The 20,964-nt window shown below is 73.1% G+C and carries 18 protein-coding genes; 4 read left to right on the forward strand and 14 right to left on the reverse strand.

What is annotated here, in order from left to right; translation table 11 throughout:
* Window positions 1-29: 29 nt before the first annotated feature.
* Complete coding sequence (locus OG736_RS15765) at window positions 30-818, reverse strand: hypothetical protein (RefSeq protein WP_327183012.1); 789 nt, start codon at window positions 816-818, stop codon at window positions 30-32.
* Between the two features lie 85 nt (window positions 819-903).
* Here OG736_RS15765 and OG736_RS15770 point away from each other — a divergent pair, with 85 nt between their 5' ends.
* The gene (locus OG736_RS15770) at window positions 904-1,956 is read left to right on the forward strand and encodes a heme/hemin ABC transporter substrate-binding protein (protein ID WP_327183013.1); all 1,053 of its coding nucleotides are present in this window, start codon (window positions 904-906) and stop codon (window positions 1,954-1,956) included.
* Between the two features lie 42 nt (window positions 1,957-1,998).
* Here the strand turns inward: OG736_RS15770 and OG736_RS15775 are convergent, their stop codons facing one another.
* From OG736_RS15775 to OG736_RS15795, 5 genes are all read right to left on the reverse strand, one after another.
* A complete protein-coding gene (locus OG736_RS15775) occupies window positions 1,999-2,988 on the reverse strand; it encodes an adenosine deaminase (protein ID WP_327183014.1) in 990 nt (329 codons plus the stop codon).
* Window positions 2,989-3,008: 20 nt separating this feature from the next.
* Complete coding sequence (locus OG736_RS15780) at window positions 3,009-3,914, reverse strand: ribonuclease Z (protein ID WP_327183015.1); 906 nt, start codon at window positions 3,912-3,914, stop codon at window positions 3,009-3,011.
* Window positions 3,915-3,920: 6 nt separating this feature from the next.
* Complete coding sequence (locus tag OG736_RS15785) at window positions 3,921-4,274, reverse strand: histidine triad nucleotide-binding protein (RefSeq protein WP_327183016.1); 354 nt, start codon at window positions 4,272-4,274, stop codon at window positions 3,921-3,923.
* Window positions 4,275-4,449: 175 nt separating this feature from the next.
* Window positions 4,450-7,656: a S41 family peptidase gene (locus OG736_RS15790; RefSeq protein ID WP_327183017.1), complete on the reverse strand. Its 3,207-nt coding sequence runs from the start codon at window positions 7,654-7,656 to the stop codon at window positions 4,450-4,452.
* 45 nt (window positions 7,657-7,701) lie between these two features.
* Window positions 7,702-8,232 (reverse strand): hypothetical protein, encoded by a 531-nt coding sequence (locus tag OG736_RS15795; RefSeq protein WP_327183018.1) that lies wholly within the window; start codon window positions 8,230-8,232, stop codon window positions 7,702-7,704.
* A gap of 79 nt (window positions 8,233-8,311) precedes the next feature.
* On the opposite strand from OG736_RS15795, the gene OG736_RS15800 reads away from it, so the two are divergent.
* Window positions 8,312-8,707 carry a hypothetical protein gene (locus OG736_RS15800; RefSeq protein WP_327183019.1) on the forward strand — a complete coding sequence of 132 codons (396 nt, stop codon included), beginning with the start codon at window positions 8,312-8,314 and terminating at the stop codon, window positions 8,705-8,707.
* On the opposite strand, the gene OG736_RS15805 is transcribed toward OG736_RS15800, so the two are convergent.
* From OG736_RS15805 to hrcA, 5 genes are all read right to left on the reverse strand, one after another.
* Complete coding sequence (locus tag OG736_RS15805; RefSeq protein WP_327183020.1) at window positions 8,649-9,041, reverse strand: VOC family protein; 393 nt, start codon at window positions 9,039-9,041, stop codon at window positions 8,649-8,651. The two genes, OG736_RS15800 and OG736_RS15805, sit on opposite strands and share 59 nt — an antisense overlap.
* A gap of 26 nt (window positions 9,042-9,067) precedes the next feature.
* The gene (locus OG736_RS15810) at window positions 9,068-9,814 is read right to left on the reverse strand and encodes a 16S rRNA (uracil(1498)-N(3))-methyltransferase (protein ID WP_327183021.1); all 747 of its coding nucleotides are present in this window, start codon (window positions 9,812-9,814) and stop codon (window positions 9,068-9,070) included.
* Window positions 9,811-10,899, reverse strand: coding sequence for a nitronate monooxygenase (locus OG736_RS15815; RefSeq protein WP_327183022.1), 1,089 nt, complete (start codon window positions 10,897-10,899; stop codon window positions 9,811-9,813). Before OG736_RS15815 ends, OG736_RS15810 begins: the two co-directional genes overlap by 4 nt.
* A gap of 202 nt (window positions 10,900-11,101) precedes the next feature.
* A complete protein-coding gene (dnaJ, locus tag OG736_RS15820) occupies window positions 11,102-12,238 on the reverse strand; it encodes a molecular chaperone DnaJ (RefSeq protein WP_020127760.1) in 1,137 nt (378 codons plus the stop codon).
* Entirely contained in the window at window positions 12,239-13,255 is a 1,017-nt protein-coding gene (gene hrcA, locus OG736_RS15825; protein WP_020127761.1) for a heat-inducible transcriptional repressor HrcA, read from the reverse strand.
* Window positions 13,256-13,417: 162 nt separating this feature from the next.
* Between hrcA and OG736_RS15830 the strand changes: the two genes are divergently transcribed.
* Both OG736_RS15830 and OG736_RS15835 read left to right on the forward strand, forming a co-directional pair.
* Window positions 13,418-14,134: an MBL fold metallo-hydrolase gene (locus OG736_RS15830; RefSeq protein WP_327183023.1), complete on the forward strand. Its 717-nt coding sequence runs from the start codon at window positions 13,418-13,420 to the stop codon at window positions 14,132-14,134.
* Window positions 14,135-14,176: 42 nt separating this feature from the next.
* The gene (locus tag OG736_RS15835) at window positions 14,177-14,980 is read left to right on the forward strand and encodes a DUF3097 domain-containing protein (protein ID WP_327183024.1); all 804 of its coding nucleotides are present in this window, start codon (window positions 14,177-14,179) and stop codon (window positions 14,978-14,980) included.
* A gap of 59 nt (window positions 14,981-15,039) precedes the next feature.
* Here the strand turns inward: OG736_RS15835 and hemW are convergent, their stop codons facing one another.
* The 3 genes from hemW to OG736_RS15850 all read right to left on the reverse strand — a co-directional run bounded on the left by hemW (window position 15,040) and on the right by OG736_RS15850 (window position 20,938).
* Complete coding sequence (gene hemW / locus OG736_RS15840; protein ID WP_327183025.1) at window positions 15,040-16,272, reverse strand: radical SAM family heme chaperone HemW; 1,233 nt, start codon at window positions 16,270-16,272, stop codon at window positions 15,040-15,042.
* A 506-nt stretch (window positions 16,273-16,778) separates the two neighbouring features.
* Window positions 16,779-18,839 carry a SpoIIE family protein phosphatase gene (locus OG736_RS15845; protein WP_327183026.1) on the reverse strand — a complete coding sequence of 687 codons (2,061 nt, stop codon included), beginning with the start codon at window positions 18,837-18,839 and terminating at the stop codon, window positions 16,779-16,781.
* Window positions 18,840-19,063: 224 nt separating this feature from the next.
* Entirely contained in the window at window positions 19,064-20,938 is a 1,875-nt protein-coding gene (locus tag OG736_RS15850) for an AMP-dependent synthetase/ligase (RefSeq protein ID WP_327183027.1), read from the reverse strand.
* Window positions 20,939-20,964 lie beyond the last annotated feature (26 nt).

The raw sequence follows: 20,964 nt of genomic DNA on the forward strand, positions 1-20,964 counted from the left end.
CGTTCGTCCCTCCCGTACATGAGGTGGTGTCAGCTCGGGTTCGGGGCACTTCCGGCACGGCGTCGGCGCGCCCAGAACCAGACGCCGGTCCCGGCGCCGACCAGTCCGGCGGCGGTGAGCCCGACGGGCAGCGCGAGGTCGGACCCGGTACTGGCCATCGACCCGTCGGCAGCCTCGTCGGCCGCCTTGGTGGTGCCGGAACCCCCGGTCGTGCCGGACCCGGCCGTCGCGCCCGCGCTCGGCGTCGCCGACGCACCGGAACCGCCCGTCGCCCCCGACGCCCCGAACGTCACCGGGATCCGGACCGTCTGGGTCTGGTCGCCGCCCCGGGTGTGGTCGTTGCGGGTGATGACGGCGCAGGTCACCCCGGCAGCGGTGCAGTCGGTGTTGGTGTCCTTGGCACGCACCTTGAGCCGCACGCCGAACGTGCCCTTGTGCGCGCTGCCGCCGTACGGTTTCGCCAACCCCTCGCCGTAGGACGGCGGGTTGGAGGAGACCCACACGGAGGCGCCCGACTCGCCGGACATGTCGACGCCGCCGACGCAGGGCGTGGGGGTCTTGCCGGCGCCGTTGTCGACGCAGAAGGCGACGTAGATGCCCTTCTCGGTGTTGTAGCCGGAGCCGGTCACGGTGACCGTCTCGCCCGCCGGATCGAGGCCGGACGACTTGGACACCGTGAGTTTCTGACCCTCGGGACCGGTCGCCGATCCGCCCGCCGCCACGGCCGGTGACGCCGCCGGGAGCAGGAGGGCGGACGCCGAGGCGACCGTCAGGAAACAGCCAACTCCGTGGCCGCGCAGGCCACTTGCCGAGATCATGGAACACCCCCACCACATTCAACTAAGGGAAGGCTAACCTAAACTATTCCTCAACTGTGCACCAGCGGAGCGGAAAGGAATGGCCATGCGCGTAGCCGGGAGACGCCGGTCCGGAAGATGCCTCGCCACCCTCGGGCTGGCCCTCGCCGTACTGACGGGGGCCTGCGCGGGAAGCGGCGCGGGGAGCGGGAACACGGGAGACCCGGACACGACACCCACGTCCGCGAGCGCGCGGGCCGCCGCCGCGCAGAAGCAGCTCGCGAAGAACTCGCTCGTCCCCCTCGAAGGACCGCCCCCCACCCCGAAGTTGCCGGTCACCGTCGGCTCCTCGGACGGACGCCGGGTCACCGTGACGGACGCCTCGCGCATCCTGCCGCTCAACGGGGGCGTGGCGGAGATCGTGTTCACGCTCGGGCTCGGCGACCGGGTCGTCGGCCGGGACATCACGGCCACCTTCGCGGAGGCCAAGAAGCTCCCCCAGGTCACCAAGGCGCACGACGTGAGCGCCGAGAGTGTGCTGTCGCTGCGGCCGACGGTGGTACTGGCCGACACGGACACCGGGCCCGAGGAGGCGGTCGAGCAGATCCGGGACGCCGGGATCCCGGTCGTCGTACTCGATCCGGCGACGAAACTCTCCGACGTCACCACCCGCACCACGCGCATCGCCCAGGCCCTGGGCGTCCCGGCCGCCGGGAAGGCACTCGACGCGCGCATGAGCGCCGAACTCGCCGCGGCCCGCGCGGGCGTGCCCGAGGGCAGCACGCCCAAGGTCGCCTTCCTCTACCTGCGCGGCAGTGCGGCCGTCTATCTGATCGGCGGCAAGGGATCCGGCGCCGACTCGCTGCTGGCCGCGGCGGGCGCGGTGGACGCGGGCACGGCTGCCGGGCTGGACAAGCCCTTCACCCCCATCACCACCGAGGCGCTCGCCCAGGCCCAGCCGGACGTCATCCTGATGATGACCAAGGGCCTGGAGTCGGTCGGCGGCCTCGACGGCCTCCTCCAGATCCCCGGCATCGCCCAGACCCCGGCGGGCATGAACCGCAGGGTCGTCGACCTCGAGGACGGCGTGCTGCTGAGCTTCGGCCCCCGCACCCCCCTGGTCATCGACATCCTGGTCGACCGCATCCACCGGGCCTGAACGGCAATCGGCTGGAACGTGCAGGCCCTGACCAGGAAGGTCCTAGAACGTGTAGGCGTCGACCTCCGCGAGATACCGCGCCCGCCGCTCCTCGTCGTCCTCCAGGAAGGAGGCGACGAAGGAGTTGCGGGCCAGCTCGCGCAGCCGCTCCTCGCCCAGACCCAGGGCGGCGCCCACGGCGTCGAAGTTGTCGCCGGCGTACCCGCCGAAGTAGGCCGGGTCGTCGGAGTTGACCGTGCACAGCAGCCCGGCGTCGAGCATGGCGGGCAGCGGGTGGTCGGCGAGGACGTCGACGGTGCGCAGCCGCACATTGGACAGCGGGCACAGCGTCAGCGGGATCCGCTCCCGCACCAGCCGCTCGACGAGGGCCGGGTCCTCCATGCACCGGAGCCCGTGGTCGACGCGCTCCACGCCGAGCACGTCCAGGGCCTCGGTGATGTACTCCGGCGGCCCCTCCTCACCGGCGTGCGCGACGCGCCGCAGTCCCAGGGCGGCCGCCGCCTCGTACACCTCGCGGAACTTCACCGGCGGATGCCCGACCTCGGCGGAGTCGAGGCCCACACCGGTGATCCGGTCGAGGTACGGCCGCGCCGCCTCCAGGGTCTCCAGCGCCGACTCGGCGGACTCGTCGCGCAGGAAGCACAGGATCAGACGGGTCGAGACGCCGTGCTCGGCCTCACTGCCGCCCAGCGCGCGCCACAGCCCGTCCACGACCGTGCCCATGCTCACCCCGCGGGCGAGGTGGGCCTGCGGGTCGAAGAAGATCTCCGCGTGCCGCACGCCCTGCGCGGCGGCCCGCGCGAGGTAGGCGTTCGCGAGGTCCTCGAAGTCGCGCTCGGTGCGCAGGACCGCCATGAGCTCGTAGTACAGGTTCAGGAAGGACTGGAGGTCCTCGAACTGATACGCCTTGCGGAGCTCGTCCGTGTCGGCGTACGGCAGCGCGACCCCGTTGCGGGCGGCCAGCTCGAAAGCCAGCTCGGGCTCCAGGGTTCCTTCGATGTGCAGGTGCAGTTCAGCTTTGGGGAGGGGCATCAAAGCATCGTACGACCGTTTTACCGCCGTTTCGGAACCGGCACTCGCAGCAGGTCGTGCGCCACGGTCAGCTCGCCCTCGAACCCGGCCGCCCGCGCCTGCCGCTCGAACTCCTCCGGCTCCGCGTAGCGCTGGCTGAAGTGGGTGAGGACGAGATGCCGCACCCCGGCGTCACGGGCCACCCGGGCGGCCTGACCGGCGGTCAGATGACCGTGGTCGACGGCGAGTTGCTCGTCCTCGTCGAGGAAGGTCGACTCGATGACGAGCAGGTCGGCGCCGTCGGCGAGCGCGTGCACGCCCTCGCACAGCCGGGTGTCCATGATGAACGCGAACCGCTGTCCGGTCCGCACCTCGCTGACGTCGTCCAGCGACACCCCGCCGATCGCACCCTCCCGCTGGATCCGGCCGACGTCCGGCCCCTTGATGCCGTGCGCTGCCAGCTGCTCGGGCAGCATGCGGCGACCGTCGGGCTCGACGATCCGGTAGCCGTAGGACTCGACGGGGTGGGAGAGCCTGGCGGCTTCGAGGCGGTAGGACGCGCTGGTGGCGAGTACGCCGTCCGCGTCGACCGGGGCCTCGGTGATGCCGACGGTCTCGCGGTAGGCGGTGGAGTAGCGCAGCCGGTCGAAGAAGTGCTGCCCGGAACGCGGGTAGTGCGCGGTGACCGGGTGCGGGACCTTGTCCAGGTTGATGCGCTGGATGACACCGGCGAGACCGAGGGAGTGGTCGCCGTGGAAATGCGTGACGCAGATCCGGTTGAGGTCGTGCGCGGCGACCCCGGCGCGCAGCATCTGCCGCTGGGTGCCCTCGCCCGGGTCGAAGAGGACACCCTCCCCGTCCCAGCGCAGCAGGTAGCCGTTGTGGTTGCGATGCCGGGTGGGAACCTGGCTGGCGGTGCCGAGAACCACCAGTTCACGTACGGACACGGCGGCCTATCCGGGAGGCCAGTGCAGGCCACGGCCGCCGACGACGTGCGCGTGGGCGTGCCAGACGGTCTGGCCGGCGCCGGCGCCGGTGTTGAAGACGACGCGGTAGCTCTCCAGCTTGTCCTCGTCCGCGACCGCCTGCGTCTCGCGCAGCACGTCGGCGGCGAGCTCCGGCGCGCCGGCGGCCAGCGCGGCGGCGTCCCGGTAGTGCGCCTTCGGGATCACCAGGACGTGGGTGGGCGCCTGCGGGTTGATGTCCCGGAAGGCGATGGTCGTGTCGGTCTCCCGCACGATCGTCGCCGGGATGTTCCCCGCGACGATCTTGCAGAACAGACAGTCGTCCTGCGGTTCCCCTGCCATGCGGGTTCCTCCTCAGACGGTTGATCAGTACGGGGGCATGGTAGCGGTGAGGGTACGTTGTTCCAGCCCGTCCGGGGGTCCCCCTCTGGGGGAGCTTGAGGGCGAGGCTGTTCAGGCCGAAGCGGGGGTCCGGGGGCGGCAGCCCCCGGAGACGGTCACGACGACGCCGGGTGGGCTATGACCCGGGGAGCAGCGGAGGCGTCTTCGCCGGGGTCTCCCGCAGAGCGGCCAGCGCCAGCGAGACCGCCTCGTCCAGCTGGACATCCCGCTCCGCCGCGTAGTCCTGAGGAGCGCAGACCACCTCGACGTCCGGGTCGACGCCGTGGTTCTCCACGCCCCACTCGTACCCCTCCAGCCAGAACGCGTACTTGGGCTGCGTGACGAGCGTCCCGTCGACCAACCGGTACCGGCTGTCGATCCCGATCGTCCCGCCCCACGTGCGCGTGCCCACCACCGGCCCGATCCCGAGCGCCTTGATCGCCGCGTTGACGATGTCCCCGTCGGACCCGGAGAACTCGTTGGCGACGGCGACGACGGGCCCCCGGGGCGCGTCCTCCGGATAGCTGGACGCCCGCATCCCGCGCGGCAGGTCCCAGCCGACGATGCGCCGGGCGAGCTTCTCGACGACCAGCTGCGAGGTGTGCCCGCCCCGGTTCTCCCGGACGTCCACGATCAGCCCCTCCCGCGCCACCTCCACCCGCAGGTCACGGTGGATCTGGGCCCACCCGGGCGCCTGCATGTCGGGCACGTGCAGATACCCCAGCCGCCCGCCGGAGGCCTCGTGCACGTACGCCCGCCGGTCCGAGACCCACGCGTGGTAGCGCAGCGCCTCCTCGTCCGCGACGGGGACGACGACGGCATGCCTCGGCTCGCCCCCGCCGGACGGCGAGATCGTCAGCTCGACGACCTTGCCCGCGGTGCCGACGAGCAGCGGTCCGGGCCCGGCGACCGGGTCCACCGGCTGCCCGCCGACGGCGACGACGGCGTCACCGGCCCGCACCGCGACGCCGGGCGCGGCGAGCGGGGAGCGCGCGTCGGGGTCGGAGGTCTCCGAGGGCAGGACCCGGTCGATGCGCCAACTGCCGTCCTCATGGCGGGAGATGTCGGCGCCCAGCAGGCCCTGCCGGGCGCCGCCGCCGTGGCCGCCGCGCGGCATGACGTAGGCGTGCGAGGTGCCGAGTTCGCCGTGCACCTCCCACAGCAGGTCGACGAGGTCGTCGTGGGTGGCGACCCGTTCCAGCAGGGGCCGGTAGCGGTCCAGGACGCCGTCCCAGTCGACGCCGCCCAGGTCGGGGCGCCAGAAGTTGTCCCGCATGATCCGGCCGGTCTCGTCGTACATCTGCCGCCACTCGGCGGCCGGGTCGACGGTGCGGCGGATCCGGCCGAGGTCGACGGTGATGTTGCTGTCGCTGTCCTCGTCACCGGAGGCGCGCCGGTCGCTCGGGACGACCTTGAGCTTGCCGTCGGTCCACAGCAGCAGCCGCTTGCCGTCGCCGCTGACCTCGAAGCCGTCGGCGTCGGCGGCGAGGTGCTCGATGCGCTGCTGGGCTAGGTCGTAGCGCTCCAGTTCGGTGTGCGGGTCGGGGTCGTCCGGGGTGGCTCGGGAGGCGCCGAGGACACCGCGCACGGGGTGCCGCAGCCACAGCACGCCGTCCTTCGCCGCGGCGAGCCCGGAGTACCGGCCGGCCTCCACCGGGAAGGGGACTATCCGGTCGGCGAGGCCCTCGAGGTCGATACGGGTGGTCGGGGTGCCCTCGCTGTCGGGGGTCTCGTCCTTGTCTGGGGCCTCGAAGGACCTGCCGTGCCGCTGCGGGCCGAAGGGGGACGGGGTCGTCGCCGCGAGGGTGATGAGGTGCGGGCGGGCCCCGGCTACGAAGGAGAGGTCGAAGACGTGCTCGTCGTAGACCGGGTCGAAGGCGCGCGCGGAGAGGAACGCGAGGTGCTTGCCGTCGAGGGTGAATGCGGGCGCGTAGTCCCGGAAGCGCAGGGGGGTCGCCTCGGTGACCGACAGGTCGGTGACGTTGGCGAGCTTGAGCTGGCTGAGCGGGCGCGGCCCGGGGTGCGACCAGGCCAGCCAGGCCGAGTCGGGCGAGAAGACCAGGTCGGACACCTCGCCGTCGGGGCTGCTGTCGACCTCGCGGACCTCACCGGTCTCCCGCTCGACGAGCAGCAGCCGGCCGTCGTGCGCGGCGACGGCGGCCCGGCTGCCGTCGGGCGCCATGGCGAGCTCCAGGACCCGTCCGAGCCGTCCGGCGGCGAGCCGGCGCGGAGTGGCGCCGGGGACCGTGCCGGTGGCCGGGGCGAACTCCAGCGCGTCCTCGCCCTCGGCGTCGGTCACCCACACGACCCACTCCTCGCCCTCCGTGCGGAAGGTGCGCGGCAGCCGGGCCCGGACGCCGGGTTCGGCGGCGAGCGCACGGGCGGGTCCGGAACGGTGGGTCACCCAGTGGACGGCGCCGCGCACCTCCACGGCGCTGCCCCGCGCGGTGTGGTCGGGCGCTGCCCCGCCCAGCCAGCGGGAGGCGGCGACGGGATACGGGCGGCGGTCGGTGCGCTGCCCGCCGAGACGGATGTCGAGCCGGCGCGGTTCGGCCCCGTCGAGGTCGTCGAGCAGCCACAGCTCGCCCGCGGACATGTACACGACCCGGGTACCGTCACCGGCGGCGTGCCGGGCGTAGAAGCCTTCGAGCGGGGTGTGCCGCCGCAGGTCCGACCCGTCGGCGAGGGAGGAGTACAGGGCCCCCGTGCCTTCGTGATCCGACAGGAACGCGAGGCGCTCCCCCGCCCACACGGGGTGTTCGATGTTGCCGTCCAGCTCCTCGTGCAGCCGGACGAACTCCCCGTCGCCCTCCCGGTCGATCCACAACTTGCCCGCCGTACCGCCCCGGTAGCGCTTCCAGTGGGCGGCCTCGCGCCCCATCGGCGCGGACAGCACCACGGTGTGCGGGCCGTGCGCGACCGTGCCGACCGGCCCGTACGGCAGGGTCGTCGCCGGTCCGCCGTCGATCGGGACGGCGCGGGCCCAGCTGCGGCGCAGGGTCGCCTGGTCGTGGGTGCTGACGGCGAGGACCCGGCCGTCCGGGGTCCAGCCCCGCACTCGGGTCTGCCAGCTCCCCCAGTACGTCAGCCGGGTCGACGGGCCGCCGTCCACGGGGGCGATGTGCACCTCGGGGGCGCCGTCGCGGGTGGAGGTCCAGGCCACGGTGGTGCCGTCGGGCGAGATACGCGGCAGGGTGACCGGCACGTTGTCGGCGCTGACCCGCCAGGCGCGGCCGCCGTCGAGGGGGGCCAGCCACACGTCGTCCTCGGCGGCGAAGGCCACCGACTCGCCGTGCAGATGGGGGTATCGGAGGTATGCGGCAGGCGTCGCGGGCTGTGTCACCGAATCACTGTATGCACCGGCGGGACCGCAGGTCAGGGGTTTCGATCACTTCTTTCCGCCGCCGCCCGCGCCGCCGCCCGCGCCTCCGTCCCCGTCCCCGTCCCCGTCCCCCCGCACGGTCTCGGTGACCGTGACGGTCACGGTGACCGTCGGCCGCCCGCCGGGCCGGTCGGATCCGGACGGCGCGACCGGCGACGGGGTCGCGGACTTGCAGTCGCCGAGACCGCTCACCCGGAACAGCTGCTTCTTCCCGACGACGGCGGTGAGATCCCCGCGCACACAGGCCCCGTCGACCGCACGCGCGACCTGCCCCTCGACCGTGATGTCCCGCCCGTCGGCGGTCTTCCCCTGACAGTCCACGGCGGCGACGGTCCCCGCCTTCTCCTGGCCCTCGTACCGAGCCGTGCAGGTCAGCCAGCGCACGTCCACGTCCCGCCGCTGGATCTCGGCCGTCGCGGCCTCGTCGGTGGTGTACGCCACGGACATGCTGCTCAGCCCGCCCGGCTCGCACGCCACGGCGCCCACCGCCGCCAAGGCCACCGACGGGAGAAGCCAAATGCGCCTCAATGCCCCCATGGACGGCAGCGTGCCACTCGGGCGGGCGGTGCGGTAGCCCGTATGCGGTCACGTTCCGCGCGGGTCCTACGGTGGACGCATGAGCGACCAACGCCGCCGGAGAACCCTCGTCGTGGACGAGACGACCACCTATGTGTGGACGGTCCGCCACCGGCACGGGGACGGGGAACCCTGCCAGGAGGTCCTCACCCTCCACCGGGACGGCGTGCGCACCCACCTCGTCTTCCGGGACGGTGAAGGGCGTTACGTGGGCAGCGTCGCCTACGGACACAGCGGCGGGGTGGGCGACCGCCGCCATCACCTCAACCTCCACGAACCCGGTGTGGTGCGCGCCTTCGTCGACGAGGCCGTCAAGCGGGAACTGCTGCCCCTGGACGGCGAGTTGGACGGCTGGGAGCTGTTCACCGCCGTCGCGCTCAGCCGCGCAGCAGCAGCCACTCCTGAAGTTCCACCAGATTGCCCTCCGGGTCCTTGAGGTGGGCCACGCGCATCCGGTCGGCCATCGGGGCGGGGCCGTGGATCAGGGCGGCGCCGCGGGCGGTGATCCGCTCGCACATGGCGTCCAGGTCGTCGACGCGCAGGGCCACCAGGGAGCGGTGACCGTTCGCCGTGTCGCCCAGCTCGCCCAGCACCTCGGCCATCATCTTCCGGTCCTGGATGGCTATCCCGGTCGAACCGGTGGCGGGCGAGAACTTCTCGTACGGCCCCCGCTCGGCCCCCGACTGCGGCTTGAGGCCGAGGACGTCGGCGTAGAAGCGGTAGCAGGCGGCGAAGTCGGTGACCAGCAGCCTTACCTGGACGAATTCCACGATGTCCTCCCGGAGGACGGGCGGGGTCAGGACCAGCGACCGGTCCTGCCCAGGATCAGGGACGCGGCCGCCGTGCCGGCGGTCGAGGTGCGCAGGACGCTCCGCCCGAGCCGGTACGCCTTGGCGCCCGCCTCCGCGAAGAGCGCCAACTCGTCCGGCGAGACGCCCCCTTCGGGGCCCACGACGAGCACGATCTCGCCCGTGCCGGGCAGTGCGGCGGTGGCCAGGGGCTCGCTGCCGTAGTCACGGTCCTCATGCAGGACGGCGGCGAAGTCGGCGCGGGCGAGCACCTCCGCCACCTGCCGGGACGTCGACGCGTCGGCGATCTCGGGGAAGCGGACCCGACGGGACTGCTTGCCGGCCTCGCGGGCGGTGGCCCGCCACTTGGCGAGGGCCTTCGCGCCGCGCTCGCCCTTCCACTGGGTGATGCAGCGCGCGGCGGCCCACGGCACGATCGCGTCGACGCCGGTCTCGGTCATCGTCTCGACGGCCAGCTCGCCCCGGTCGCCCTTCGGCAGCGCCTGGACGACGGTGATCCGGGGCGCCTCGGCGGGCTCCTCGACCACCTCCCCCAGGCTCACCACCAGCCGGTCCCTGCCCTCGGCGGCGACGACCTCGCCCCGCGCCCAGCGCCCGGCGCCGTCGGTGAGAACGACCTCCTCGCCGGTCCGCAGCCGCTTCACGGAGACGGCGTGCCGGCCCTCGGGACCGTCCAGTACGAACTCGGACCGGGAGGCCGGGAGTTCGTCGACGACGAAGACGGGCGCCGTCACGAGGCACCGCCCTCGCGGGCCTGGAACTCCGACAACGCTGTCCGCGCCTCGGCGATTTCGGACACCAGGACCTCCACCAGCTGCCCGGCGGGCAGCTCGCGGGCCAGCCGGTGTCCCTGTCCCGCCCACAGCGCCATGCCCTGCGCGTCGCCCGCCTTGGCGGCCGCCTTGCGCAGCGGCGAGGTGAGGTGGTGGACCTCCGGGTAGGCGGCGGGCGCGTACGGGCCGTGCTCGCGCAGGAAGCGGTTGACCAGGCCGCGGGCCGGGCGGCCGGAGAAGGCACGGGTCAGCTCGGTGCGTACGAAGAGGGGGTTGGTCAGCGCCTGCTTGTGCACGGCGTGCGCGCCGGACTCGGGCGTGACGAGGAACGCGGTCCCCAGCTGGGCCGCGTCGGCACCGGCCGCGAGGGCCGCGGCGATCTGGCTGCCGCGCATGAGCCCGCCCGCGGCGACGATCGGCAGGTTCACGGACTCGCGGACCTGGGCGATCAGCGCGAGCAGCCCGATGCCGGAGCGGTCGTTCTCCGGGTTGTCCTTGTGGGTGCCCTGGTGGCCGCCGGCCTCCACACCCTGCACGATCACCGCGTCCGCGCCGGCCCGCTCCACCGCGCGGGCCTCCGCGGCGGTGGTCGCCGTGACCAGGGTGAACGTTCCCGCGCGCCGCAGGGAGTCGAGCACCTCGGCGCTCGGGATGCCGAAGTGGAACGAGACCACCGCCACCGGGTTGTCCAGCAGCACCGCGAGCTTGGCGTCGTAGCCGTCGTCGCGGCCGCTCTCCGGGTCGCCCAGCTCGGTCTCGTACCAGGCGGCCTCGCCGGCCAGCTGGTGGGCGTAGACCTCGACGGCGCCCGTCTCCGCGTACTCCGGCTGCGGCATGAAGAGGTTCACGCCGAAGGGGCGGGCGGTGAGGCTCCGCAGCTGCTTGATCTCCTGGTACACGCCGTCGGCCGTCTTGTACCCGGCGGCCAGGAACCCGAGCCCGCCGGCCTCGCACACGGCGGCGGCGAGCCGCGGGAGGGAGACACCGCCCGCCATGGGGGCCTGCACGATCGGATACGGGAAGAGATCGGTCAGTGCGGAGGACATGACGGCATGTTGTCACGTCCTCCGAACAAGTCCGAATCGACCCTTCCCATTGACACGTGCTGTCACGTGCCGGCAGATCCAGCCCGTCCGGCGATTGAGGACGAGGCCCGTTCAGGGCCGATACGGGAGTCTGGGGGCGCAGCCCCCAGGGACGGGAAAGGGAAGGGGCGGCGGGGGCGAGAAAGCCCCCGCACACCCACCGTCACCGCCCGTTGAACGCGTCCTTCAGCCGGGAGAACAACCCCTGCTGCCCGGGCTGGAACTGCCCGGTGGGCCGCTCCTCGCCGCGCAGCTTGGCCAGCTCCCGCAGCACCCGCTCCTGCTCGGGGTCGAGCTTGCTCGGCGTCTGCACCTCGACATGCACGATGAGGTCACCACGCCCCCCGCCCCGCAGATGCGTGACACCCCGGCCGTGCAGGGGGATCGACTGGCCGGACTGGGTACCGGGCCGGATGTCGACCTCCTCCAGCCCGTCCAGCGTCTCCAGCGGCACCTTGGTGCCGAGCGCCGCCGCCGTCATCGGCAGGGTCACCGTGCAGTGCAGGTCGTCGCCGCGCCGCTGGAACTGCGCGTGCGGCAGCTCGTGGATCTCCACGTACAGGTCGCCGGCGGGGCCGCCGCCGGGGCCGACCTCGCCCTCGCCCGCGAGCTGGATCCGGGTGCCGTTGTCGACACCGGCCGGGATCTTCACCGTCAGGGTGCGGCGCGAGCGCACGCGCCCGTCGCCCGCGCACTCCGGGCACGGGGTCGGCACGACGGTGCCGAAGCCCTGGCACTGCGGACACGGCCGCGAGGTCATGACCTGCCCGAGGAACGACCGCGTCACCTGCGACACCTCGCCGCGGCCGCGGCACATGTCACACGTCTGCGCGCTGGTGCCGGGGGCCGCGCCCTCGCCACTGCACGTCGTGCAGACGATCGCCGTGTCGACCTGGAGGTCCTTGGTCGTGCCGAAGGCCGCCTCCTCGAGGTCGATCTCCAGCCGGATCATCGCGTCCTGGCCGCGCCGGGTGCGCGAGCGCGGACCGCGCTGCGACGCCGTACCGAAGAACGCGTCCATGATGTCCGAGAAGTTCCCGAAGCCGCCGGCGCCGAAGCCGCCCGCGCCTCCGCCGCCCGACTGCGACAGCGGGTCGCCGCCGAGGTCGTAGACCTGCTTCTTCTGCGGGTCCGACAACACCTCGTAGGCGGCGTTGATCTCCTTGAACCGCTCCTGGGTCTTCGGGTCCGGGTTGACGTCCGGGTGCAGCTCGCGCGCGAGCCGCCGGAAGGCCTTCTTGATCTCTTCCTGCGACGCATCGCGGCGCACGCCGAGAACGGCGTAGTAGTCCGTGGCCACCTACGACTCCGCCAGGATCTGTCCGACGTACCGTGCCACCGCTCGTACCGCTCCCATCGTTCCCGGGTAATCCATGCGGGTCGGTCCGACCACGCCCAGCTTGGCGACTGCCTCGCCGCCCGAACCGTAGCCGACCGACACCACCGAAGTGGAGTTGAGTCCCTCATAGGCGTTCTCGTGACCGATGCGTACGGTCATGCCCGAATCCCCCGCCTCGCCAAGGAGCTTGAGGAGCACGACCTGCTCCTCCAGTGCCTCCAGGACGGGCCGGATGGTGAGGGGAAAGTCATGTCCGAAGCGGGTGAGATTGGCGGTTCCGCCGATCATCAGCCGCTCCTCGTTCTCCTCGACGAGCGTCTCCAGCAGGGTGGAGAGCACCGTCGTGACCGTGCCGCGGTCCTCGGTCTCGAACGCGTCCGGCAGATCCTCCACCAGATGCGGCACGTCCGCGAACCGCCGGCCCGCGACCCGGCTGTTGAGCCGCGCGCGCAGATCCGCCAGCGAGGCCTCCCCGAAGGGTGCCGGGCAGTCCACCATCCGCTGCTCGACCCGCCCGGTGTCCGTGATCAGCACGAGCATCAGGCGTGCGGGCGCGAGCGAGAGAAGCTCCACGTGCCGCACGGTCGAGCGGGTCAGCGACGGGTACTGCACCACGGCGACCTGCCGGGTGAGCTGCGCGAGCAGCCGTACGGTCCGGGCCACCACGTCGTCGAGGTCGACGGCGCCGTCGAGGAAGTTCTGGATGGCCCGCCGCTCGGGACCGGTCATCGGCTTGACGCCGGCCAGCTTGTCGACGAACAGCCGGTAGCCCTTGTCCGTGGGGATCCGCCCGGCACTGGTGTGCGGCTGGGCGATGTACCCCTCGTCCTCCAGGGCGGCCATGTCGTTGCGGACCGTCGCCGGGGACACGCCGAGGCTGTGACGCTCGGTGAGCGCCTTCGACCCCACGGGTTCCTCGGTGCCGACGTAGTCCTGGACGATGGCGCGCAGCACCTGGAGCCTGCGTTCACTCAGCATCGCGCGCACACCTCCAGCAGTCGTCCCCAGTAGTCCCCTGGGAGCCCCGTCTGGCACTCTTCACATCCGAGTGCCAGCGTTCCCCGGCCCAGTGTACGGCTGTGGGGTACACCCGGGGCAAGGTCGGCCCCCGGCGCAGCGTCGTAGGGCTAGCGTCGCGGTATGACGGTGACTTGGGAAGAGCTGGGGTGGGAGCGGGTCGCGGCCGGGGTGGGACGGGTACGGCTGCCGGGCTGGGACTGCACCGCGGGGCTGGTCGTCGGGGCGGGCGCGGTACTGATGATCGACGCGGGATCGAGCCTGGCCGAGGGGGCGCGGCTGCGGACGTGGGCCGAGGAACTCACCGGCTCCCGTGTGACCCATCTCGCGCTCACCCACCCCCACTTCGACCATGTGTTCGGGGCTGCGGCGTTCGCGGGCGCGGAGGTCTTCGGAGCGGTGGGGGTGGACACCGTGCCGGCCGAGGAGCTGCGGGCGGACGCGGTGCGCAACGGTCTCGACGAGACGGCGGCGACGGAGGCCGCGGACGCGCTCGTCCGGCCCCGGCACCTCGTCTCCGGCGAGTGGACCCTCGACCTGGGCGGCGGCCGGCAGGTCCTGCTGGCGAACCTCGGCCCCGGTCACACCGCCCATGATCTGGCGGTCCTGGTCCCCGGCAGCCCCGGGACGGTGTTCTGCGGCGACCTGGTCGAGGAGTCCGGCGCGCCCCAGGCCGGCCCCGACGCCGTACCGTCCCGCTGGCCCGCCGCCCTCGACCGCCTCCTCGAACTCGGCGGCGAGAACGCGCTGTACGTGCCCGGCCACGGGGCGGTGGTGGACGCGGCGTTCGTACGGGCGCAACGCGACGCGCTGGCGGCCCGTTTCGGCGTGTCGCGCTGATCGTGTGTCCCTCGGCCCGGCGCTTCTCCTATCGTCATCCGAATGCGCCAGTACTCCGCCGACCTGACCCCTCCCTGGAAGCGGCCGAAACCGGTCCCCGAGGTCCCGGCGGAGGCCGGGCTGGTGGTGGAGGAGCCCGGCACCGGGTTCTGCGGGGCGGTGATCCGCTGCGAGGCGGGCACGGTGACCCTGGAGGACCGCTTCGGCAAGCACCGGGTGTTCCCGCTGGAGCCGCGCGGCTTCCTGCTGGAGGGCAGGGTCGTGACCCTCGTACGGCCTCCGTCCGGCGGTCCCGTACGTCCCACCCGTACCGCCTCCGGTTCGGTCGCCGTCCCCGGGGCACGCGCGCGTGTGGCCCGCGCCGGCCGTATCTACGTCGAGGGCCGGCACGACGCCGAGCTGGTCGAGAAGGTGTGGGGCGACGATCTGCGCGTCGAGGGCGTGGTCGTGGAGTACCTGGAGGGCGTGGACGACCTGCCGGCGATCGTCGCCGAGTTCGCGCCGGGTCCCGACGCGAAGCTGGGCGTCCTGGTGGACCACCTCGTCCCCGGCACGAAGGAGTGGCGCATCGCGCGGTCGGTCACGAGCGAGCACGCCCTGGTCGTCGGCCACCCGTACATCGACATCTGGGAGGCCGTGAAGCCGTCGGCCGTCGGCATCGAGGCCTGGCCCCGGGTACCGCACGGCCAGGACTGGAAGACGGGCGTGTGCCGGGCCCTGGGCTGGCCGGAGAACACCGGGGCGGTCTGGCAGGCGATCCTGAAGCGGGTGGGCTCCTACAAGGACCTCGAACCGGAACTGCTGGGCCGGGTCGAGGAACTGATCGACTTCGTGACCGCGCCCTGAGCCTCCGGGCTCCGGGCTCCGGGCTCCGGGCTCCGGGCTCCGGGCTCCGGGCTCCGGGGTCAGTCCACCAGGTCCCGTACCACCGCGTCGGCCAGCAGCCGCCCGCGCAGGGTGAGCACGGCACGCCCGTCGTCGTAGGGGCCGCTGTCGAGCAGTCCGTCCGCCAGGGCCCGGCGTGACGCCGCGAGCCCCTCCGGCCGCAGCAGGGCCAGCGGTACGCCCTCCCGCAGCCGCAGCTCCAGCAGGATCCGCTCCACCCGGCGGTCCTCTTCCGGCAGCAGCTCCCGTCCGGCCCCCGGCGACCGTCCGGCCGCCAGCGCCGCCGCGTACGCCCCGGGGTGCTTCACGTTCCACCAGCGGACGCCGCCCACGTGCGAGTGCGCGCCCGGGCCCGCGCCCCACCAGTCGGCGCCGCGCCAGTACAGCTCGTTGTGCAGGCAGCGGGCCGCCTCGGAGGTGGCCCAGTTGGACACCTCGTACCACTCGTAGCCCGCCGCGGCGAGAGTCTCCTCGGCGATCAGGTACCGGTCGGCGTGGACGTCGTCGTCGGTCATCGGGACCTCGCCCCGGCGGATCCGGCGGGCGAGCTGGGTGCCCTCCTCGACGATCAGGGCGTACGCCGAGACGTGGTCGGGGCCGGCGCCCAGAGCGGCGTCGAGCGAGGCCCGCCAGTCGTCGTCCGACTCGCCCGGGGTGCCGTAGATCAGGTCCAGGTTGACGTGGTCGAAGCCCGCCGCCCGGGCCTCCGCCACACAGCGCTCGGGCCTGCCGGGGGTGTGCGTGCGGTCGAGCACCTTCAGCACATGCTGCCGGGCGCTCTGCATGCCGAAGGAGATCCGGTTGAAGCCACCCTCGCGGAGAGTGGCCAGATAGGCGGGGTCGACGGACTCCGGGTTCGCCTCGGTCGTCACCTCCGCGTCCGCCGCCAGCCCGAACTCGTCACGGATCGCGCCCAGCATCCGCACCAGGTCGGAGGCGGCCAGCAGGGTCGGCGTACCGCCGCCGACGAAGACCGTGCGGACCTCGCGCGGGTCGTCGCCGAGCACCTTGCGGGCCAGCCGCACCTCGTCGATCAGGGTGTCGGCGTAGTTGTCTCGGGAGGCGAGCACTCCGCCGGTGCCGCGCAGCTCGGTGGCGGTGTAGGTGTTGAAGTCGCAGTAGCCGCAGCGGGTCGCGCAGTACGGGACGTGCAGATAGAACCCGAGGGGGCGGTCGGCGGCGCCGGCGAGCGCGTGCGCGGGGAGCGCGCCGTCGTCGGGAACCGGCTCACCGTCGGGAAGTGCGGAAGGCATGCAGCCCATTGTCCCGTACGTCCACCCCATCCCGGATGCCCCGCCGACCCGGACCACACCCACCGGACCCGCACACCGGCCGCCGGGCCGGTGCCGGATACCGGGCGAGCGCCGGATACGGGGCCGGTGCCGGACACCGGTGGGCGGTCAGCCCAGCGGCTCCGCGCCCAGTGGCCGTCCCGCTCGTGTGCCCGGCAGGATGTACGCCACCGCCGAGCCCCGCCTCGGCGAATCCGCTCAGCTCGTCCTGGGTCGCCATCCGGCGCGCACCCGTGCGAGCAGCGCGGGGTCCCGCATGAACGCGAGGAACAGCAGGCCCTGGTCGCCCCCTGCCCGCCACCATCACCTTCACGCCCGGGCCTCGCCACCGCCGTACCCGGCCTCGCCTCTGCCGCGACGCCTGGCCCCGCCACCGCCACGCCTGGCCGGCCCCGCCACCATCGCCGACCGCCCGCCCGGCTCCGGCCCCGCCGCGCGCCGCCCCCGCGTACGAGCACGAGCGGCGGCTACTCCGCCTGAAGTACCAGCAGCGCCAGGTCGTCCTCCGGCGGCTGGTCGCCGAACTCGTGCACCAGCCGCCGGATCCGCTCCGCGATCAGCTCCGCGTCGAGTCCGACGCAGCCCGCCAGCGCCGCGGCGAGACCGTCCTCGTCGTCGAACTGCCGCAGGCCCGAGCGCCGTTCCGTGACGCCGTCGGTGACGCACAGCAGGCTGTCGCCGGGCCGCAGCTCCAGACTGTCGCTGGTGTACGTGACGTCCTCGATGACTCCGAGCAGGGTCTGCGGTCGCCCGCCCGTGGCGACCGAACCGTCCGGGCCGAGCAGCAGCGGCAGCGGGTGCCCGGCGGAGGCGAGGGTGCAGCGGACCCCGCCCTCGAAGGGGGCCAGCTCGCCGTAGAGCAGCGACAGGAAGCGGGTCTGCGGGCCGTCCCCCGGCCCGGCGGGGCCGACGAAGGCGCGGGCGGCGGCGTCGGCGGCCTCGGTCGCGTCGTCGAGGAGGAGCTGGTTGAGCCGGTCCAGGACGTCGGCCACGCCATAGCCCTCGCGGGCCAGCAGCCGCAGCCAGGGCCGGGCCAGGCCGATGACGACGGCCGCCTCGGGCCCCTTGCCCTGCACATCGCCCACCGCGAAGCACCAGCGGCCGTCGCCCGCCGGGAACAGGTCGTAGAAGTCGCCGCTCGGCCCGCCCTGCTCGCGCGGCTCGTAGACGAGGGCGCTGCGCACCCCCGGGATCTCGGCGACCGCGCCGGGCAGCAGCCCCCGTTGCAGGACGGCGCTGATGGTGGCCTGGCGGGCGTACTGACGGGCCGCTCCGATGGCGAGCGCCACCCGGCGGCCGAGATCCTCGACGAGCCCGGTGACCTCGTCGACGAAGGCCGGCAGCCCGGCCTGCCCGATGACCAGGGTGCCGAGCGGCCGGCCGCCGGCGATCAGCCGGTAGGCGAGGGCCGTGCCCTGCGGGCCGAGCGCCGCGCCGGGCCACGGAAAGGGCTCGGGCCCGGAACGGGGGCCGCCGTCGGGCGGACACGGCGGATCCTTCTCCAGGGCCCGGCGCAGCTCCTCGACGCGGTTCTCGCAGCCGTGCCAGACCCGGGCCAGCCGTGGTCCGGGCCCGCCGGCCCACTCACCGCGCCCGCTCACCTCGTCCTCGAGCCACACCGCGCACCAGTCGGCGAGCCGCGGCACGAGCAGCTGGCCGGTCAGCGCGGCCACCAGATCCTCGTCGAGCTGCCCGGCGAGCAGATCGGACGCCTCGGCGAGAAAGGAGAGGGCACCGCGGTTGAGCCAGTCCCGGTCCCGCGAACCGACCGGCTGCGGGACCGGGGCCAGGGCTTCGAGGAGACCGGGGCCGGTGTCGAGCGGGCGGTCCGGGTGGGCGGTGAGGCCGGCGTGACTGAAGCAACCCAGGTGCCCCGCGTGGCCGGGGATGTCGTGCTCGGGGCCGGGATACGGCTGGTCGGCACGGCCGGGCCGGTCGGCGTCGTGGGACCCGGCGGCCGTCGGCAGCAGCCGGGCCCAGACCGTCTTCGTCCCCCTGCGGTACGTCACCCCCCAGGCGTCGGCGAGCGCGGCGACCAGGCGCAGGCCGCGGCCGTACTCCGGCGTCCCGTACGACGTTTCGGCGGTGCCGTCGCGCGGGGCGCGGGAGGGGTGGTGGTCGGAGACCTCGACGACGACCGCGCGGCAGCCACCGGGACGCCCGGGGTGTTCGGGATCCTCCTCCAGCCGGCACGCCAGCTCGACGTCGGTGCCGGCGTGCACGACGGCGTTCGTGACCAGCTCACTGACGACGAGGGTGGTGTCCTCCGCGAGGCGCTCTCCGGGTTCCCCGACCTCCCCGACCTCTCCGGTCTGCCCGGTCTGCCCGGCCCCCTTCGCACCGAGCAGGCCGAGACCGGCCCACTCCGCCAGCGCGGCGCGCACCAGTTGGCGGGCGGCGCCGGGCGCGAGGGGGCTGCCGTTCAGGGTCGCGCGGGTGTGCGGGAGCGTGACCGAGTGCGTACTCGGGTGCGCGGGCGCGCCCTGGGCACGGGACGTGGTCTCCCGTTGCGTCGGAATGGCCCCCATGCGCAGCTCCCCGGGCGGTCGGATGCCCACAGGGTGACAGACCGGTCCCGGCCATGAGCGCTGGGTTACCGAAGTGGGCCGTCCTGAGCGAGAACCGTGCCACGCAGCTGTCCGCATGTGCTCGATGAAGCACGGTTGAGGGGCGGAATCCGAGCATTCGGACTCCGCCCCGGCCGCGCGCCGACGCGCTGTGCCCCGCGCCGTCGCGCCCCCGCGCTCGCGTGCTACGCCTCGCGCGATCCGGCGTACATCTCGTCGATGAGGTGCTTGTACTCCCGCTCCACGACGGGCCGCTTCAGCTTCAGGCTGGGCGTGATCTCGCCGTGCTCGACGTCCAGGTCCCGGGGCAGCAGCCGGAACTTCTTGATGGTCTGCCAGCGCTGGAGTCCCTCGTTGAGCTGCTTGACGTAGCCGTCGATGAGCTCCACGGTGACGGGCGAGGCGACGACGTCCGCGTACGACTTTCCGGCCAGCCCGTTGTCCTTCGCCCAGTCGAGGAGCGACGGCTCGTCGAGGGCGATGAGCGCCGTGCAGAAGTTCCGGTCGGCGCCGTGCACGAGGATGTTGGAGACGTACGGGCAGACCGCCTTGAACTGTCCCTCGACCTCGGCGGGCGCGATGTACTTGCCGCCGGACGTCTTGATGAGGTCCTTCTTGCGGTCCGTGATGCGCAGGTACCCGTCGGGCGACAGCTCGCCGATGTCGCCGGTGTGGAACCAGCCGTCGGCCTCCAGGACCTCGGCGGTCTTCTCCGGGAGCCCGTGGTAGCCCTCCATGATGCCGGGGCCGCGCAGCAGGATCTCGCCGTCGTCGGCGATCCGCACCTCCGTGCCGGGCAGCGGCTTGCCGACCGTGCCGGTGCGGTAGGCCTCACCGGGGTTGACGAAGGAGGCCGCGGAGGACTCCGTCAGGCCGTAGCCCTCGAGGATGTGGATGCCGGCGCCGGCGAAGAAGTAGCCGATCTCCGGGGCGAGCGCCGCCGACCCGGAGACACACGCGCGCAGGTTGCCGCCGAAGGCCTCGCGGATCTTGGCGTAGACGAGCGCGTCGGCGACCTTGTGCTTGGCCCCGAGCGCGAAGGGGACGGCGGCGGTGCCGGTGCGCCGGAAGTTGTCCTGGGCGGCCTTGGCGTACTCGCGGGAGACCTCGGCGGCCCACTGGAAGATCTTGAACTTGGCCCCGCCGCCCGCACGGGCCTTGGCGGCGACCCCGTTGTACACCTTCTCGAAGATGCGCGGCACGGCGGCCATGTACGTCGGCTGGACGATCGGCAGGTTCTCGATGATCTTGTCCACGCGGCCGTCGACGGCGGTGACGTGCCCGACCTCGATCTGGCCGGAGGTGAGGACCTTGCCGAAGACGTGCGCGAGCGGCAGCCACAGGTACTGCACGTCGTCGGGGCCGACCAGACCGGTCGCGGCGATGGCCTTCGCCATGTACGACCAGTTGTCGTGCGGCAGCCGGACACCCTTGGGCCGGCCGGTGGTGCCGGAGGTGTAGATCAGGGTGGCGAGCTGGTCCTTCGTGATCGCGCCGACCCGCTCCTTGATCAGCTCGGCTTCCTTCTCCAGCCGGGCGGCGCCGCGCTTCTCCAGCTCGTCGAGGGTGAGGATCCAGTCGGCGGTCTCCACACCGGCCGGGTCGATCACGACCACATGGGTGAGGGCGGGCAGCTCGGCGCGCTTCTCGACCGCCTTGGCGAGCTGGGCCGCGTCCTCGGCGATCAGCACCTTGGACTCGGAGTCCGCGAGGATGAACGCGGACTCGTCGGCGTTGGTCTGCGGGTAGACGGTGGTCGTGGCGGCCCCGGCGCACATGATGCCGAGGTCGGCGAGGATCCACTCGAGCCGGGTCGAGGCGGCCAGCGCGACGCGCTCCTCGGCCCGCACGCCCAGCTCGATCAGGCCGGCCGCGATCGCGTAGACGCGTTCGGCGGCCTGCGCCCAGTTCAGCGACTTCCAGTCGTCAGGGCCCTCGCCGGACGCGGCCGGTACCGGGTACCGGTACGCCTCGGCGTCGGGCGTGGCCGCCACGCGCTCCAGGAAGAGGCCCGCGACGGACGGCGGACGGTTCTCGATCAGTGTCTGTGTGTCGCTCACGACATCCTCCGGGCCCGCGACGATGC

Origin of the sequence: Streptomyces sp. NBC_01334, from assembly GCF_035983595.1 — a bacterium.
In the GTDB taxonomy this organism is placed as follows: domain Bacteria; phylum Actinomycetota; class Actinomycetes; order Streptomycetales; family Streptomycetaceae; genus Streptomyces; species Streptomyces coriariae.